General features: G+C 50.7%; 11 protein-coding genes. 2 read left to right on the forward strand and 9 right to left on the reverse strand.

Annotation, left to right across the window (positions count from 1 at the left end; genetic code table 11):
• Positions 1–61: 61 nt before the first annotated feature.
• Entirely contained in the window at positions 62–2329 is a 2268-nt protein-coding gene (gene katG, locus HF324_RS17590; RefSeq protein ID WP_168860371.1) for a catalase/peroxidase HPI, read from the forward strand.
• 53 nt (positions 2330–2382) lie between these two features.
• Here the strand turns inward: katG and HF324_RS17595 are convergent, their stop codons facing one another.
• Positions 2383–2973: a YdeI/OmpD-associated family protein gene (locus HF324_RS17595; protein ID WP_168803719.1), complete on the reverse strand. Its 591-nt coding sequence runs from the start codon at positions 2971–2973 to the stop codon at positions 2383–2385.
• 227 nt (positions 2974–3200) lie between these two features.
• Between HF324_RS17595 and HF324_RS17600 the strand changes: the two genes are divergently transcribed.
• Positions 3201–4685 (forward strand): FAD-binding oxidoreductase, encoded by a 1485-nt coding sequence (locus HF324_RS17600; protein ID WP_168860372.1) that lies wholly within the window; start codon positions 3201–3203, stop codon positions 4683–4685.
• A 100-nt stretch (positions 4686–4785) separates the two neighbouring features.
• On the opposite strand, the gene HF324_RS17605 is transcribed toward HF324_RS17600, so the two are convergent.
• The 8 genes from HF324_RS17605 to HF324_RS17640 all read right to left on the reverse strand — a co-directional run bounded on the left by HF324_RS17605 (position 4786) and on the right by HF324_RS17640 (position 16170).
• Positions 4786–5274, reverse strand: coding sequence for a hypothetical protein (locus HF324_RS17605; RefSeq protein WP_168860373.1), 489 nt, complete (start codon positions 5272–5274; stop codon positions 4786–4788).
• 131 nt (positions 5275–5405) lie between these two features.
• Positions 5406–6884, reverse strand: coding sequence for an adenosine deaminase family protein (locus HF324_RS17610; protein ID WP_168803722.1), 1479 nt, complete (start codon positions 6882–6884; stop codon positions 5406–5408).
• A 97-nt stretch (positions 6885–6981) separates the two neighbouring features.
• Positions 6982–8664: a hybrid sensor histidine kinase/response regulator gene (locus HF324_RS17615; protein ID WP_168860374.1), complete on the reverse strand. Its 1683-nt coding sequence runs from the start codon at positions 8662–8664 to the stop codon at positions 6982–6984.
• 238 nt (positions 8665–8902) lie between these two features.
• Positions 8903–9700, reverse strand: coding sequence for a terpene synthase family protein (locus tag HF324_RS17620; protein WP_168860375.1), 798 nt, complete (start codon positions 9698–9700; stop codon positions 8903–8905).
• Between the two features lie 319 nt (positions 9701–10019).
• The gene (locus HF324_RS17625; RefSeq protein WP_168803725.1) at positions 10020–10760 is read right to left on the reverse strand and encodes a DKNYY domain-containing protein; all 741 of its coding nucleotides are present in this window, start codon (positions 10758–10760) and stop codon (positions 10020–10022) included.
• 8 nt (positions 10761–10768) lie between these two features.
• Positions 10769–11425 carry an Imm19 family immunity protein gene (locus tag HF324_RS17630; protein WP_168803726.1) on the reverse strand — a complete coding sequence of 219 codons (657 nt, stop codon included), beginning with the start codon at positions 11423–11425 and terminating at the stop codon, positions 10769–10771.
• A gap of 125 nt (positions 11426–11550) precedes the next feature.
• Positions 11551–13002: a RagB/SusD family nutrient uptake outer membrane protein gene (locus tag HF324_RS17635; RefSeq protein WP_168803727.1), complete on the reverse strand. Its 1452-nt coding sequence runs from the start codon at positions 13000–13002 to the stop codon at positions 11551–11553.
• Positions 13003–13023: 21 nt separating this feature from the next.
• On the reverse strand, positions 13024–16170 hold the full coding sequence (locus tag HF324_RS17640; protein WP_168860376.1) for a SusC/RagA family TonB-linked outer membrane protein: 3147 nt from the start codon (positions 16168–16170) through the stop codon (positions 13024–13026).
• Between the last annotated feature and the right edge of the window lie 527 nt (positions 16171–16697).

Here is a 16697-nt window from a genome sequence, read left to right on the forward strand (position 1 = left end):
CGGACCGCATCTGTAAAAAAGGTGCAAGCACATATTCCTTCCATACCCAAAATTGAAACAAATGGAAAAAGAAGTAAAAGACATCAGTAAATGCCCATTTCACAATGGCACAATGAAGCATAATGTTGGCGGTGGCGGCACCAGGAATCCCGACTGGTGGCCCAATCAGTTGAAAGTTAGTCTGCTCCGTCAAAACTCGTCCCTATCGGATCCGATGGATAAAGATTTCGACTATGCGGCAGCTTTCAAGACGCTTGACCTGGAAGCCGTAAAAAAAGACCTTCATGCGCTGATGACCGATTCTCAGGATTGGTGGCCGGCCGATTTCGGTCACTATGGTCCATTGTTCATTCGTATGGCCTGGCATAGTGCCGGCACCTATCGCGTAGGCGATGGCCGTGGTGGCGCAGGGTCCGGACAGCAACGGTTCGCGCCGCTCAACAGCTGGCCCGACAACGTCAGCCTGGACAAAGCACGCCGGCTGCTGTGGCCCATCAAACAGAAATATGGCAAAAAGCTCTCCTGGGCCGACCTGCTGATCCTTACCGGTAACGTAGCGCTGGAATCCATGGGCTTTAAAACATTCGGTTTTGCAGGCGGCCGCGAAGACGCCTGGGAACCGGATGAATCCGTATACTGGGGCGCAGAAACCACCTGGCTGGGGGGCGACCTGCGTTATGCGCACGGTTCCCCGGGCGTAGCAGAAAACCACGGTGTAACGGTAACAGATGAAGACGCAGATGGAGATATACACTCCCGTAACCTGGAAAAACCGCTGGCAGCCGTACAGATGGGACTTATCTATGTAAATCCCGAAGGTCCTGACGGCAATCCCGACCCGATCGCCGCAGCGAAAGATATCCGTGATACTTTTGGCCGGATGGCCATGAACGACGAAGAAACGGTCGCCCTCATCGCAGGAGGCCACAGCTTCGGTAAAACCCATGGCGCCGCCCCTTCTTCCCATGTAGGCAAAGAGCCGGAAGCGGCAGACATAGAGCTGCAGGGACTCGGCTGGGCCAACAGCCACGGTACCGGTAAAGGCGCCGATACCATTACCAGCGGCCTGGAAGTCATCTGGACCAAAACGCCCACGCAATGGAGCAACAACTTCTTCGAAAACCTGTTCGCCTTCGACTGGCAGTTGACTAAAAGTCCGGCCGGTGCACACCAATGGGTAGCTACCAATGCCGACAGCATCATCCCCGATGCTTATGACGGTAATATAAAACACCTGCCCAGGATGCTCACCACCGACCTGTCCCTCCGTTTTGATCCGGTATACGAAAAGATCTCCAGACGTTTCCTCGAACACCCGGATGAATTTGCAGACGCTTTTGCGAGGGCGTGGTTTAAACTGACGCATCGCGACATGGGCCCGCGCAGCCGCTATCTTGGCCCCGATGTGCCGTCAGAGGTCCTGATCTGGCAAGACCCCATCCCTGAAGTAAATCATCCGCTGATCGATGAGAACGACATCGCAGCGTTAAAAACAGCCATACTGGCCTCCGGCCTGACCGTATCTGAACTGGTTTCCACGGCATGGGCGTCCGCATCTACTTTCCGCGGCTCCGACAAGCGCGGTGGCGCCAATGGCGCCCGTATCCGGCTGGCCCCGCAGAAATACTGGCAGGTCAATAACCCTTCTCAGCTGGATAAGGTGCTGAGCACACTGGAAGCTATCCGGAAAGACTTCAATGGTGCGAAGCAAGTCTCCCTGGCTGATATGATCGTGCTGGCCGGTTGCGCAGGCGTCGAAAAAGCCGCCAAAGATGCAGGACATAATATAACCGTGCCATTTGCGCCCGGCCGCATGGATGCTTCCCAGGAACAGACCGACGTGGAATCTGTCGGCTTCCTGGAACCGCAGGCAGACGGTTTCCGTAATTACCGCAAGGCTAAAATCCCGGTGTCCACCGAGGAACTGCTGATCGACAAAGCGCAGCTGCTGACACTCACCGCTCCCGAGCTGACGGTATTGCTGGGCGGCCTGCGTGTACTCGAAACCAACTTCGACGGCTCTAAACATGGCGTCTTTACCAGGCGCCCGGGTCAGCTGACGAACGATTTCTTTGTCAACCTGCTCGACATGAGGACCGCCTGGAAAGCGACCGGCCCTGATAAGGAAATCTATGAAGGCAGCGACCGCAGCACCGGGGAAGTAAAATGGACAGGCACCCGCGCCGACCTGGTATTTGGCGCCAATGCTGAACTGCGTTGCATTGCGGAAGTATACGGCAGTGCCGACGGACAGGAGAAATTTGTGAAAGACTTCGTGGCAGCGTGGAATAAAGTGATGAACCTTGACCGGTTTGATTTGCACCGCTAACGGTATGAAATAAAGGAAAACAAAACAGCCTCCCTGAGGGAGGCTGTTTTGTTTTAGTCGTTCAATCCTTTTCCATCAAGGATATGTTCCATATATTTTTCGATCCTCGACATCCGTGTTTTGGCTTGTTTGGCTGCCGAAAAATAAAGCAGGTAGCCCCGTTGCCGCCCGGGCGTTAGCGCCTCAAAGGCTTTTTTCAACGCCGGTAATTTATCCAGCTTTTGCCGGAACTCTTCCGGCATGTTAAATTCTTCCGTCTTTTTATATTGCACCTGGTAACCGGCTTTCTCTATTTCGATGGCTTCAAACACGTAAGATTTCAACATACGTGTCATCTTTACAATCTCCTTTACATTGGTAAAACGGACCTGACGGGTAGCCTGCACGTTCTCCGACTGTATCACGAGGATGCCCTCCGGATCGGCCATCAGTGCGCCTTTAAAGAATAACAATGCGCAGTATTCCTTAAAGCCGTGCATCAGCACCACGTTGGTACCGTTGTACGTGTAACAGGGAACACCCCATTTTAATTCTTCTGTCAACTGACAATCGAGTAGAATGTCTCTCAGTTTTTCAAACTCCTCCCGCCATTTTTCGGAACGCTCCATGAACGCATCTACTTTTTCTGCACCGGTTTTTGCCATAGAAATATAGTTTTTGGCTGATTTTTTAGCTGGTTATCGCCTTGGTTTTCGCCTGCAATATATACCGTATTCGTTAATTTATCGTGCTTTACCCTGTTTCGTCAACAGGTTTGCGTTTGTAAATTTTCCGGCAAGTATTATCTTTATTCAGGGTCATGTGCGCCGTCTCCGGCGATCCAACAACAAGTTGCTATCCACGACAAACATATCTTTATCAAACGAATGCTATGGAAAAAATCACCCCGCAGGATATACGCTATGCCGATCTTGCAGAAAAGCGGTTCAACAAACGTTTTGCCGGAAAACCTGAATACATTGTTTTACCAGCATCCACGGAAGAAGTAACAGCGGCCGTGCAGGAAGCGGTCAGCAGCCGGCGCAGGCTGGTGGTACGCAGTGGCGGCCATTGCCTGGAGGGCTTTGTAACAGATCCTGCCGTACAGGTATTACTCGACCTGTCGATGATGAGCGATATTTATTACGACGCCGGACGGGCGGCCTTTGCCGTAGAGGCCGGCGCCACCGTGGGAGAAATGTACAGGAAGCTTTTTCTCGGCTGGGGCGTGGTATTGCCCGCGGGCGAACATCCCGGCATTGGCATGGGCGGGCATGTGTTGGGCGGCGCTTTTGGTTTTCTCTGCCGGGAATACGGTCTGGCAGCAGATTATCTTTATGCCGTGGAAGTAGTAACGGTCGACGCTTCCGGGAAAGCCCATGCCGTCATCGCTACACGGGAAACAGATGATCCTGACCGGGAGCTCTGGTGGGCGCATACCGGCGGCGGCGGCGGTAACTTCGGAATCGTTACCCGCTACTGGCTTCGTGCTGCGGATGCTACCGGCAATGACCCGTACACTGCATTGCCCCTGGCGCCGTCATCCGTGACCACTTTCCGGGTATCGTGGGACTGGCAGCAGTTGGATGAAAGCGCTTTTAACCGGCTAACGAAAAATTTCGGTGCCTGGTGCCTGGAAAACAGCAGCCCCGACTCCCCCAGCCTCCCTTTATTCAGCATACTTTTTCTGAACCACCGGAATATTGGTAAAGTAGATATTAAGGGATTGGCCACCGGAGCCAATGCCCGCCAGCTGATAGACCATCATCTGGCCGATGTGGCAGTACCTGTTGGCGTTCCTTATTCTCTGCAGACCGAAGAAACGCCCTGGTTACGCTTTGCTCTTAATCCGTTTCCGGAACTGTTTCAACCGGGCCTGGACAATATACATTCCAAAGTGAAAGACGCCTGGTTCCGTCAGCCGCTGACGGACAGCCAGATGGCGACTGCCTACCGTTATCTCAACGCAGCAGTTCCCATCGGCGGCGGCCTGGGTATGGCCACCTACGGCGGCAAAGTCAATACTGTTGCACCAGATGCCACCGCCACCGCCCAACGGAGCTGTATCATGGACGTGGCCTGCAACACGGGATGGATGGATCCCCGGGGAGCGGCGGCCAGCCTCGAATGGGTCCGGCATTTTTACAGGGACCTCTTCCCGGATACCGGTGGTGTACCGGTGCCGAACGAACAAACCGACGGGGCTATGATCAATCATCCGGACACCGACCTGGCCGATGCCGCCTGGAACCGCTCCGGCACACCGTGGCACACGCTCTATTACAAAGACAATTATCCCAGGCTGCAACGGGTGAAAGCCCAATGGGACCCGCTGAACATCTTCCATCATGCCTTATCCATACAGGCAGCCCTGTAATAGCGAAGCGGCGCACAGACGTGCACCGCTTCGCTTGTTTGCTTGTTTTGCTATTTATTGTAACAATTATGAAATCAGCTGAACCGCTGAGTTGAACCTATTACTGACCTTTGTAAGTAAATTGTTTGTCATGACGCGTTCCTGCTGCAACAGAAATATTCTGAGCATTTGTCTGCACTGTCCCGTTGATTTCTGCCTTATAACTTACGATAATCGGCGCACCTTCCCTATTGCTTACAGCTACACTTAAGCTGCCAAAATCGAATGATTTAACAGTTTCAAAAACATAGGTCTTTGTAGCGCCCAGGAATTTCGTTTCATCTACGTTAACGTCATCGGCATTACCCTGATCTGCACCGTTGATCTTCCATACGGAGGCTCCATACTGGCTGGCATCATGATTGCCGGCATTTGCCCAGATTTCAACATCATCTTCGGCGGTAACCCCTGTCGCGGTCACTGTATATTTAATCGTAATTTTATTGGCTGGCGCCGGGTCATCTTTTTTGCTGCAACCGGTAAATACTACACTGGCCATCGCCGCAAGGCACAGTCCCCAAACAATGTTTTTTGCTTTTCTAGTTCCCATTTATGTGTATTGAAGGTTAAAATGAATGACCCAAAGGTAGGATGGTATGCTACCCATGACAATACCGGGAAACCAGCATTTTGAACTAAGGGTTTTGGAAACGATTATCTGTAAAGGATTCTACAGGGCCATCAACGGATTACCTTTCCGGTACCGTAACGGAGCAACTGCTGCTCAAACCGTGCGAAGGCAATATCCAGTTGACGCAACTTTTCTTCCTTCAGTGCAGCAGGCCGTATAAAGCTATACCGGATGCTGTTGCTGACTATCTGCCTGATATCTGCATACCGCAATGACGGGTAGCGGGTGGCCAGTAATACATATTGCCGGGTAAGGTCTGTCCGGAGCACGCCGGCATCATCTGTACTGATAACAACGGGTACTTTGTGGGTAAAATACAACAATACCGGATGCAGTTCATTTTGCACTTTCAGGATAAATTCATTACTGCTCAAATTGATTTCGACCGGGATCTTCTTGCGGGCCATATGGTCCAGGACAGTTTTCCAGGCTGATTCATAAGCGATGTCAACCCCGTGTCCTATCCTTCTGGCGCCGGCAACCATCACCGCCTCCGTGATATGGGAGCGCAGCTGTTCCGGCCTGACCATACCGGCAGTCAATTCCCCGGCATGCAGCGAATAAGGTACCCGTCCGTGATAGTTGCGGTCCAGATGAGCGAACATGAGCATGTGCAACTGATAATCCCTCATCGACACTTCCCCGTCTTCCCGGGACACCAGGTTTACGCCCACTACCAGCGAATCCCGGCTGGCCACCTCGAAAGCCAGCATTAACCGCCGGTACACGCTTAACGGAGCGCCGGCCCTGGAAGCGCTGAGCTGATACCGTAATATAAACGTACTATCGTCCACGTTAGCATTGCGGTGTATCTCCGCCATCCGGCGGCGGCAGCTGTCCGCCCAATGGACTGCCCCATGTGCGAGCAGCGAATCCCGTACTTTGTCCAGGATGCCGAATACCACGAGGCTGTCTTTCAGGGAGACGCCTGTCAGCGATTTCTCCCAGTCAGCGCTTTCCGGCTGGTCGATACGCATATCCGGCTGGCCCGTCTGGGTTTCTATATACTGAACGTTTTCACTGACCGCCCGCTGCTTCAGTTCGCGTAACCCTTCCTCCATGCCAAATGAGGCAACGAAAGACATCTTCCCGAAGGTGGCAAAAAAATGCTCGTCCGATGGGCGCAGCGATGCTTCGTAATCTTTCGCGGACACTGACCGCAGAAACGCCTGTTTCAGTGAGTCAAACCGTGCATCGCGCGGCAGTGCCGCAAAACGTTTCCAGGGCAGGGCGTGCTCAGTGCCGGGCGTGTCGACATCCATTGTTGAAGTGTTGATCCAGCCGTTATGGTCAGCAAGGATCTGCCAGTAGGTCTCTCCATACATCGACCCTGAAAAATGGTGATGAAGATCTCCCCCTTTAGGCATCGCCGTAAAAAAGGCAGTCAGTAACAGCGGATCACGGCGGATCTGTTCAAAATAATCGCCTGCCCGGCGGGAAAGGTCTTTGTCTTCAGGTACAGGGCTCAATGCCATCAGGCCGGCTACACCGGCCGCAACAGCAATAGTTTGCAGCGTTTTTTTCTTCATAGTGTTTTGCTAAAAGGTCGGTAAGCCTTTGCTTACCCAAAAGAAAGACAATTCACGGAAATACGGTTACAGCATAAGCAGGAAAACGGGCAGGCCGCTACAGGTTTTTATGCTGTGCTATGTTCTCCATCAGAAAGGTACTGATTTCATCAAAGGAATAGGGCTTGGAGAGGAACCCTTTTATATTGTTGAGCAGCACCTGTTCTTCCGGGCTTAGTTCTTCCCTGATACTCTCCCTTGATGCACCGGAAGTGAGCACGATGGGCGCCTGTTGTCTTTCTTTGGAGAAGGCTGATATCAGGTCGGCCAGTCGTATGTCAGGAAGATAGGCATCCAGGAAAATAACAGCATAGTCGCTGTTGCGGCTCATTTCCAGCGCCTTAGCTCCGGTACCTGCTATCTCCGCTTCAAAGCCGAGGTAGGTTTCCAGGAATTTGCTGAGGTATTTCTGCGTAAAGGAATCGTCTTCGATGACAAGTGCTTTTAATCCCCTGCCATCGAAGTAGTCGTTGTACCTGCTATGTTCTTCCTCTTCATAAGTGGGATGCAGCGGGAACACGAGGGTGAAGGTGGTTCCTTTTCCCGGCTTGCCGGAGGCCTGAATAGTACCTCCCAGCAGCGTGACCAGCTTTTTGGTGACATAGAGGCCTATGCCGCTGCCGGTACCGGGATTGCTGGTAGCGTAGAGATCAAAGATCCGGTCAGCCTGTTCGGCGGACAGTCCCGGCCCCTGGTCTTCTATAACGATCCTGAAAGTGGCGGCCGTCTCCTGTATCCGGACGAAAATGTTACTTCCTTCCCGGTTGTATTTGATAGCGTTTTCAATGAGGTTGCCCAGTATCTGTTTCAGCTTGACTTTATCCGTAAGGATGTTATTCGGGAATGAGGCAGTTACCGAATAATCAATATGGATATTGCGCTGTTTTCCGTAGTACTGGTAGATAGTGCGGATATCAGCGATGAACCGCCTGATATTGAGCGGCTGGCTATTGGCTGGATTAGGCAGGCCCTGTTCCAGCTTGGAAAACACCAGCCCATTGTTGATAATGCTTCTGGCATGGTCTACCGAGATATGCAGATCATTTACCAGTTCCTGTGCAGACAGGAGCCCGGCTTTGCCCATCACCTTCGCTTTCAGCATTTCACTGATGGTGAAGATTATCTGGATGGGGCTTCGGAGCTCATGAGAATTTTCGGCGATAAAGGCGTTCTTGAAACGGTCCAGTTTTTCCAGCTGCTGCGTTTTCTCATACAGTTCGTTCGTCTGTAACCGCTCTTTCTCCACCAGTTTATGGTTCACATCCGCATACAGGTTGAATACGATGAGGATATGCAGGAAAATAACCGGGTAGATAATATACGTCAGCAGGTTGTTCGCACTAGGGATCACTACCGGTACGAACCGGTAGGCGTAGTTCAACACCATGATAAAAAAAAGGATCCCGACCACCGTCCATGCGAGCCAGCGGTCCCGCCGGGACGTATACAGGATGATGACGATCCCCGCGTTGAACAGGCACATGATATGTACACCGGCGGCCGGTTCCAATACCAGTCCGAAATACAGCGTGGCTATATTCTGCAGCGTAAAATAGAGCAGGGAAGTTACCCGGTAGTCTGTTTTTTCGTTGATACGTAATATGATGAGAAATCCCAGGCATTCGATGATAGCAGGAATCAGAATGGCCAGTGAAGGTTTTACCACAAGATAAATCATCAATCCGGCTGAAATAGCGACAACAGCGGTGATCTGGCTAAAGATACGGATTGCCTTTTTCACGGATGCTGCCTTAAGATCGTCTGTTATCACATTTACCGGTTTAGTCGCATCAACATATGATGAGGGTATCATAACATCAGCGTTCAAAAATGGTGGAAGGTAAGCCTGGTGAGGCGGGCCGCGGCCATTACTTTTACTTGACATGAATTTAACCAAATGAGGGAAGGAAATTGTTAATCACATGTTAACACAGACGCTATTAACAAATAGCATAAGCGAAATGAGGGAGCGGCGGCGGTTAGTATCTGAGGGTGTGGTCATACCATTCGATGTGTCCTGACAAGAGCAGGCCGATGGCATCGACATACCTTCTCACCGCTGCCCCATAGGGCCCATAGTTACCGGGGAGGTTGTTGGAAAGCTCCAGGAAGGCCGACAGGTCCCGCTCATGGATATCCACCGCCCGGTCGATCGCCTCTTCCGTGGAACAGTTGAACTCTTCTTTAATTACGAGCACCAGGTTCATGGCCTCATGATCTTCCAGCTCCTTTTTCAGTGAGTAGACATCGTTGCTCCAGGAGACGAGCCGGCAGGCCAGCTGGCGGAGGCGGCGAAGCACGGGATCGTTGATCACGGGAGGCGGCAGGATGGCATGTACTTCAATCTCCGCAAAGTCGAGTAACGGGTACGTGGCTACGATTTTCTCCCGCAGCACGAGGTACTCTTTCAGCCGGGGATATCTTACTTCTTCCCGGTAACTGAAAGCGGTATCTGCCTTCATCCCTTCGAAGAACAGTCCCATACTGGCGTTGAACTGGTCCATCCAGAAGAGATTGCCTTCGACATGCGGCAATATCTCTTTTCTCATGATGAACATCTGCCGGAAAATCTCATTATCGTCTTTCGTCAGCGGAGCGCCCTGTAAAATCTCCATCGCCCGTTGTATTTTGGCGCTCAGCTCCCCGAGCGGCAACGGGCCATAGAAATCATCAAAGACAAAGAAGGTGAGGTTCCAGCGCGTCATCCAGATGAGCTGGGGAAGAGATGCCAGCGGGAAAAAATGCGCGGCGAGGTTGCCGAATTTACCATTCAGCATCTTCTTTTTTTGGTTTGCATCTAAACAATCATATGCTGATAACCACTCATTTACCAGGTTATCAAGGAAGTTTGCATGCTCGCTTACCCTTACAGGCAGTGGGTAATAGAATTTGGTTAAGGTGGACATGGGAGGTAGTTTTTGTGTGAGGAGAAAGATGAAAGGCGGCACTCAACTAAATTTAACAAAAAACAGGAAAACAGGATAGTGATGGCCGTCACTAAAGGGGTAAAGCACGGCGACCGGAGCCGCCATGCTCAAATAAAGGAGGTTTAACGGGAAACGGGCAGGGATAAACGTTTCTATCGGTCCGGCAGCATCACCCGCCGGTCAGCACATCTTTCAGGCACTCCGCAAACTCAGCGGCGGTAATTTCTTCCCCGAAATGATAAAAGCGGTCTTTGTCTTTCGCTATGGTGACATTGGTGTCCACAGTCTCAAACGTGGCGTAATCGGCATTTGCCAGCGCCTGTTCCTGGAAGAACACGGCAGCTGCATCTTTACCGTAGTTGGTATTGAAAGCTGTAAAGGTCCCGGGATCGGCTTTCTTCAGTTTTTTACCCCGCCACAGCACATAACGGCTGTCTTTGGCGTAGCTGCCGTTGATCCGGCTGAAAGCAGCAGTGTCTATCCCTTTGATGGCGACAGGCTGCTGCGAATAGTACTCCATCATCCACAGGCCGTTTTTGTCTTTCGCATAAGACGTGGTCTTTTTGGGTTGCCCGTGTTCATTCAGCTGAAAGCCGGTATCCAGCACCTCAAACGTGTCATAATCCACTTTTTTATCGGCGCCGCCGATGTTGTAAATATGATGTTTGTCCTTGGCGAAATAGTAGTTCAGCACTTCAAAGGACGTGGGGTCTGCTCCTTTAAAAGGCTCTCCCATGCGGTAGCACCGGGCTTTATCCTTTGCAAAGTCAAAGCGGCATACAAATGTTTCCGCATCGGCATGTTTAACAGGGTATGTATTGTAGCAGACACCCTGACCGTCGATGAAATAGTAGCCGTTGCCACCGGGAAGGTTTTGGGCAGATGGCCATGCTGTTGGTTTTTCCCACATAATTCCGTTTATAAAGTAGCTGAACCGATCAGCTGATTGATACTGCGCAGGTCTTCTGCCCTGTTGCGGCGGTTTCTTTCAGAGTGATTGCGGTTGATGGCCCAGCCGGTATCCGGCAGGTGTTCAAATATATCGCTTTCTTCCTCCCCGAAGATAAGATGGCTGCCCAGGAACCGGGTGAGGATTTCCAGCTGGTCAGCCGGCAGTTCCAGCGCCATCTCCTTCAGGTGATCAGTTATCGCTGCCGTTATCTCAGCGAGCTCTGACCGGTTTCCCGCCACCAGTGGCAGCAACATAAAAAACAGGAGCGACGGGTCTGTTTCGTCTTTGCTGATGATAGCCTGCAGCTCTGTCCACCTCAACAGGGAGAGGTGAAAATTACCGCCGGTATTACCGAGATAAGTATCGTTGAAGAAGTAGATGGTTTCGTTAGGATGAAACTCCGCGAAAAAAGTTACGGCCTCGTTGAGACGATGTACATAGGTATATCCGTCCCATGGCGCTTCTGTTTTACCGGTCAGTTCTTCCCACCATTCACCAGGCGGCATGGAAAAATGTTCCGGCAGATAGTCAGTCAGCATGGTTTCCAATTCATCGTCGGAGGCAAAAGGGAATTGGGTCAGCAGGAACAGGCAGAAATTTTTATCTGATAAATTGAGTTGCATTCGTCGTACATTTTTTGGGTAACCGGATCAACAATGCCGTTTTTTTATATGGCAGCCATAAAGGTATAAAAAAAAGTAAAGCCCGCGCGATTGCGCGGGCTTTACACTATTATCTGAAAAACAGCTTATTTGTAAGCCGGGTTCTGTTCCAGGTGGCTGATGTCGATCTCACGCTGCGGGATAGGCAGTATGTTGCGGCCGTTGCCGGAAGCCTGGGTGATGGGTTTCCAGTGGTCAGCAGCAGTTCTCTCCAGTGTTTTCTTGCGTCTGATGATATCGAAGAAACGGAAACCTTCGCCGTGCAGTTCTTTTCTGCGTTCGTTTTCGATTTCGGTTTTCAGTGCTTCGCCGGTGTTGATGGATTTCACCGCACCGGTGATCGCTCTTTTCTGTACTTCGAACAGGGCTGTTTGTGCAGCCGCGTCGTTATTCAGTTCAGACTCGGCTTCTGCTTCGATCAGGTACATTTCAGCAGAGCGGATCAGTGGCATGTCCAGGTCCAGAGTGCTTCTGTAGTAGAATTTGTTCATCAGGTAACCGTCTCTGGTTTCCACTACGTCATCCCGTTGCAGTGCATCGCCGACGGTAGTTTCTACCTTGTCCAGGTTCACGTAGAACTGTTTTTTGCGGATATCATTGTCTGCAAAAAGCGCAAAGAAAGATTTGGAGGCACGGAAGGTGCTGTAACCGATATCATACGGTTCCTGGAAGGATGCCAGCATCAGGAAGGCGGTATTGTCATCTGTGCGGTAGTCCAGGCCCCATATCCACTCCGGTGTTTTATCCACAAAGCCGCCCAGCAGTGTGGCAGCGGGGTCCAGCGGATATCCCACGCGGGCTTTTTTAGCATAGTTGCTCGCTTCCGCCCAGTTGCCCATATCGAGGTACAGGCGCGCCTGCAAAGCATATACAGCGTTGATGGTAATACGGAAAGCGTTGGTACGGCTTTTCTTCAGGTTCTGTTCCGCGAACTTAAGGTCTTCCAGCATGAAGGCATAGATTTCCTTCACGGAAGAGCGGGCTGGCGTAGGATCATCTGCTTTCAGCGGTTTGTCCACTTTAGGGATACCCAGGCCATCAGGGCTTACAGCATACGGCTGCGCGTACAGGCGTATCAGTTGATGATTGGCCCAGGCCCTTAATACCCTGGCTTCCGCGAGGTAATCGGCCTTTACGTCTTCCGCGATGGGGGACTTTGGCAGGTTGACGATCGCCTGGTTACAGCTGGAGATCATTTCAAAGGCTCTTTTCCAGAAAATAAAGGAAAGTGCGGCTGTACCGCCGTTAGCTACTTCCGTGAACTGGTATTCAGTAACGAAGCGGTTATAGTTGCCGGTGCTTTTAATCAGCTGGTCGCCGCCTTTTACATCTACGGTCAGGAAGATGTGGTTGGTAAACTGGCTGGGCTGCATCAGATCATAGAGGCCGATCATAGCAGCGTTTACGCGTGACGGTGAGCCGAATGCGTCCTGGGACTCTACCGACAGCACAGGTGCCGTATCGAGGTAAGATTTCTTACAGCTGGAGAATGCAAAGCCAGCAGCCAGTATATACGTAATATATAAGTTCTTCTTCATTATTAAACTTTTTTGCATGGTTTATAATCCAATGTTAACACCTACTGTAAATGTTTTTACGTTAGGGATATCATTGCCGTAGAAACCGTCCACTTCAATTTCGGGGTCCATACCTTTATGTTTGGCCCATGTGAACAGGTTCTCAGCAGCCAGATAAATTCTGGCGCGCTGGATATGCGCCCTGTTCAGGATGGATTTAGGCAGGCTATAACCCAGGTTTACTGTTTTCAGACGCATATAGTTGCCATCGAACAGGAAGCGGGAAGAAGTACTGGAACCCTGGTCGGTATTGTTTTCCATGAAGCGCGGTACGTCTGTAACGTCGCCTTTTTTCTGCCATGCAGCGGCCGCCACATCGCTGGCAATGTTGGTACCTTTAGCGGAACCATCGTTAGAGATAGCCTGCAGGTATGAATCATAGATTTTGTTACCGTAGTTAAAGAACAGCATCGCAGTCAGGTCAAACCCTTTATAGGTAGCTTTCAGGTTGAAACCGCCATAGAACTTAGGCAGGGAGCTGCCCATTTTGTAACGGCTCGCCTGTGTGTACTGTTTGGTAGTGATACGTTTTCCGGTGAGGTTACCGTTGTTGTCAGTTTCGTTTCTGTACCACTGCGGTCTGCCGTCTTCAGGATCTACGCCTGCGTATTCCGGGATAAAGAACTCATAACGATCGCCTCCCACTTTCCAGAGTTTGCTGCCGGTAGGCGCAATGATGGAATCAACGCCTCCGAGATCAACAATTTTGTTCTTGTTGGTGGTGATGTTAGCGCCCAGATCGAGTGTAAAGTCGTTGTTACGTATTACATTCGCTTCTACTACCGCCTCAAAGCCGGTATTATTCAGTTTAGCGAGGTTGGTTATCACAGACTCAAAACCGGTGGTCATGGACAGCGGCTTCTGAAACAGCAGCCTGTCAGAGCCACGACGGTAGTAACCTGCTTCCACGCGGATTCTGTCGATAAAATATGCTTCAATACCCACATCGGTAGTGATGGCGCCTTCCCAGCGCAGGAGCGGGTTACCCAGCTGGGCGTATTTCGTACCGGCCTGACCGTTATAGTTAGCGCCTGCATCATACAGGTCCAGACGGTCATAACGGCCGATATTATCAGCACCACTTACACCATGGCTGCCTTTGATTTTCAGTTCTCTTAACCAGCCGGCCGTGCTGCTCATGAAGTTCTCTTTAGAGATCATCCAGGCTCCACCTACGGACCAGAAAGTACCATATCTTTTCTGCTCACCGAAGACAGAAGATCCGTCTGTACGGAGGCTGGCAGACAGGATGTACTTATTATCGAAGTCGTAGTTAACACGGGAAAAATAAGAGTTAAATTTCTTCTGTGTGCGGTCTGAAGTAGGGTTGCTGGCAGTAGATCCTGCGCCCAGTTCGGAGATACCCTCAAACGGAAACCCAGTAGAACCGGCGGTCAGGTTGGTATAAACATAGTTAAATGCTTCCTGGCCCACCAGTACGTTCACATGGTGTTTATTGAAGTTGTTGTCAAATGTCAGGGTATTCACGATGGTTGTTCTGGTATCTCTCGGCGCATATTTATTGCTACGGCCGTTTACGGCCTTACCGTCGCCATTCAGCGGGTTGTAGTAGCGGCTTTCCCGCAGGTCCACCACGTCAGCGCCCACTTGTGATTTAAAGGTCAGGTATTTCAGGAAATACACCTCGGCATAGGCGGAGAGGATAGCTCTCAGCGTTTTAGCATTGTGTATATTGGATTTGCTCAGGCCTACCGGGTTATAATCCTTCATCACAGGGTTGATGTAATTGTAAGCAAGGCCTTTGCCTGAAGGGTCCAGGACGGGGTTACCGCTGGCATCCCGCTGATATAGGGAATATACCGGAGAGATTCTGTCCGCAAAATAGATAGGGTTAGCAGAACCTGTAGCACCCGGAGGGGTGTTTTGATCCGTAGAAGAGAACGTGGAGAACACACCAAATTTCAGGAAGTCGGTAGCCCTGGTTTCCAGGTTCAGTTTGGCATTATAACGTTTAAAGTCTGATGCCAGTATTACGCCTTTCTGGTTGAAATAACCAGCACCGAAATAATAAGTGGTTTTGTCTGTACCGCCGGCAACACTGATACCGTAATCCTGGGTCACACCAGTCCTGGTCACCGCGTCTCTCCAGTCCGTATCATAATACTTAACGGTACCGGAAGTCAGCCTGCCGTCTGCGCCATAAGGATTGGCGTTGTTGAACGGATTGGCCTGCAGCGCCGCGATGGTGGATGCATTGGCCTGTTTAGCCGCATCAGCAGGCGTAGCGCCACCGGCAACGCCTTTTTTGTAGTAGGAATCCCACCAGTATTTGAAGTATTCCTCACTGCCCAGGAAGTCATGCCTGTCAACAGCGATACCGGACCAGCCATTGCTGCCGGTCACGTTCACGCTCATTCTGCCGGCTTTACCTTTTTTGGTCGTGATCAGGATCACGCCGTTGGCAGCGCGGGAGCCATACAATGCAGCAGCGGAAGCATCTTTCAGCACCGTTACGGTTTCAATATCTTTAGGATCGAGGGTAGCCAGTACGTCAGCAGTAGTGGAAGCCTGTGTAAAGTCGCCGGTAGCGATGGCGATACCGTCCACTACATACAAAGGAGCACTGTTGGCGTTGGCGTTAGTGCTGGTACCAAAGCCGCCAACACCGCGGATGCGGATAGTGGTGGCGCCGCCGGGCTGACCGGATACGCTTTGTACTGTTACGCCAGGCACATTACCTTGTAAAGCTTTTTCAAAAGAGGTTACCGGTCTTTCTGCCAGCACTTCTGCTTTTACCACAGAGGCAGCACCGGTAAAGGTGGCCCTCTTCTGTGTACCATAAGCCACTACCAGTACTTCGTCCAGTACCTTGTCGTCGGGCTTCAGTGCCACACGGATGTCTGAGCCTGCGCCCAGTGCCACTTCCTGTTCTTCGTAACCTACAAATGAAAACCGAAGTACCTTGTTCTGACCCTGCACTACCAGGGTGAAAGTACCAGATGCAGTGGTCACGGTGCCGGTTCTTTCACCTTTGACTTGTACCGTTACGCCTGGCAACGGGTTACCGCCCTTGGCGTCTGTAACCGAACCTGTAATCGTCCTGTTTTGAGCCTGCAGTCCGGCTATCCCCGAACATAGCAGCATCAATAGAAGTAGAACTCTCTTCATTGTTATGGATTTTGGTTTAGATAAATGTTCACCCGTCTCATCCGGGAGGTTGAGTCACGATATTGGCGCTGTGCTGTAAATTGATTTAGATTTTAATTATCCTCTCTAAGCGGTTTAAATTTTGGCAGGGACCAAATATACTTCTCTTCTGCTGTTTCATCGTGAAAACAGCCAGCAAAAACCATCTACAGTATTTTAAAATTCCTGCCGGGAAATGCTAAATAATGCTCTAAATAATTCGACTGAAAAAATTTGCACAAGGTCACTTCAGGAAGAAAGTTAGTTATACCAACAGAGGCCAGGGATAAAGCACACTCTTGGAGTTTAGTCAACACAGTTGGCTATTTCAAACATAAGCAAGTCAACATATATCTGGTTGCTACAGCAAACAACTTCTCACAAAAAGATCTCAAAATGCACTCGTTCTACTTTACGACTGCAAGATAATTTAACAAAACTATAATTTCCAAATTTATTTATGATTAGTTATAAAAAAACGAGCACCACTATACGAAGAGGCGCCCGTT

Origin of the sequence: Chitinophaga oryzae, from assembly GCF_012516375.2 — a bacterium.
GTDB classification, from domain to species: Bacteria; Bacteroidota; Bacteroidia; order Chitinophagales; family Chitinophagaceae; genus Chitinophaga; species Chitinophaga oryzae.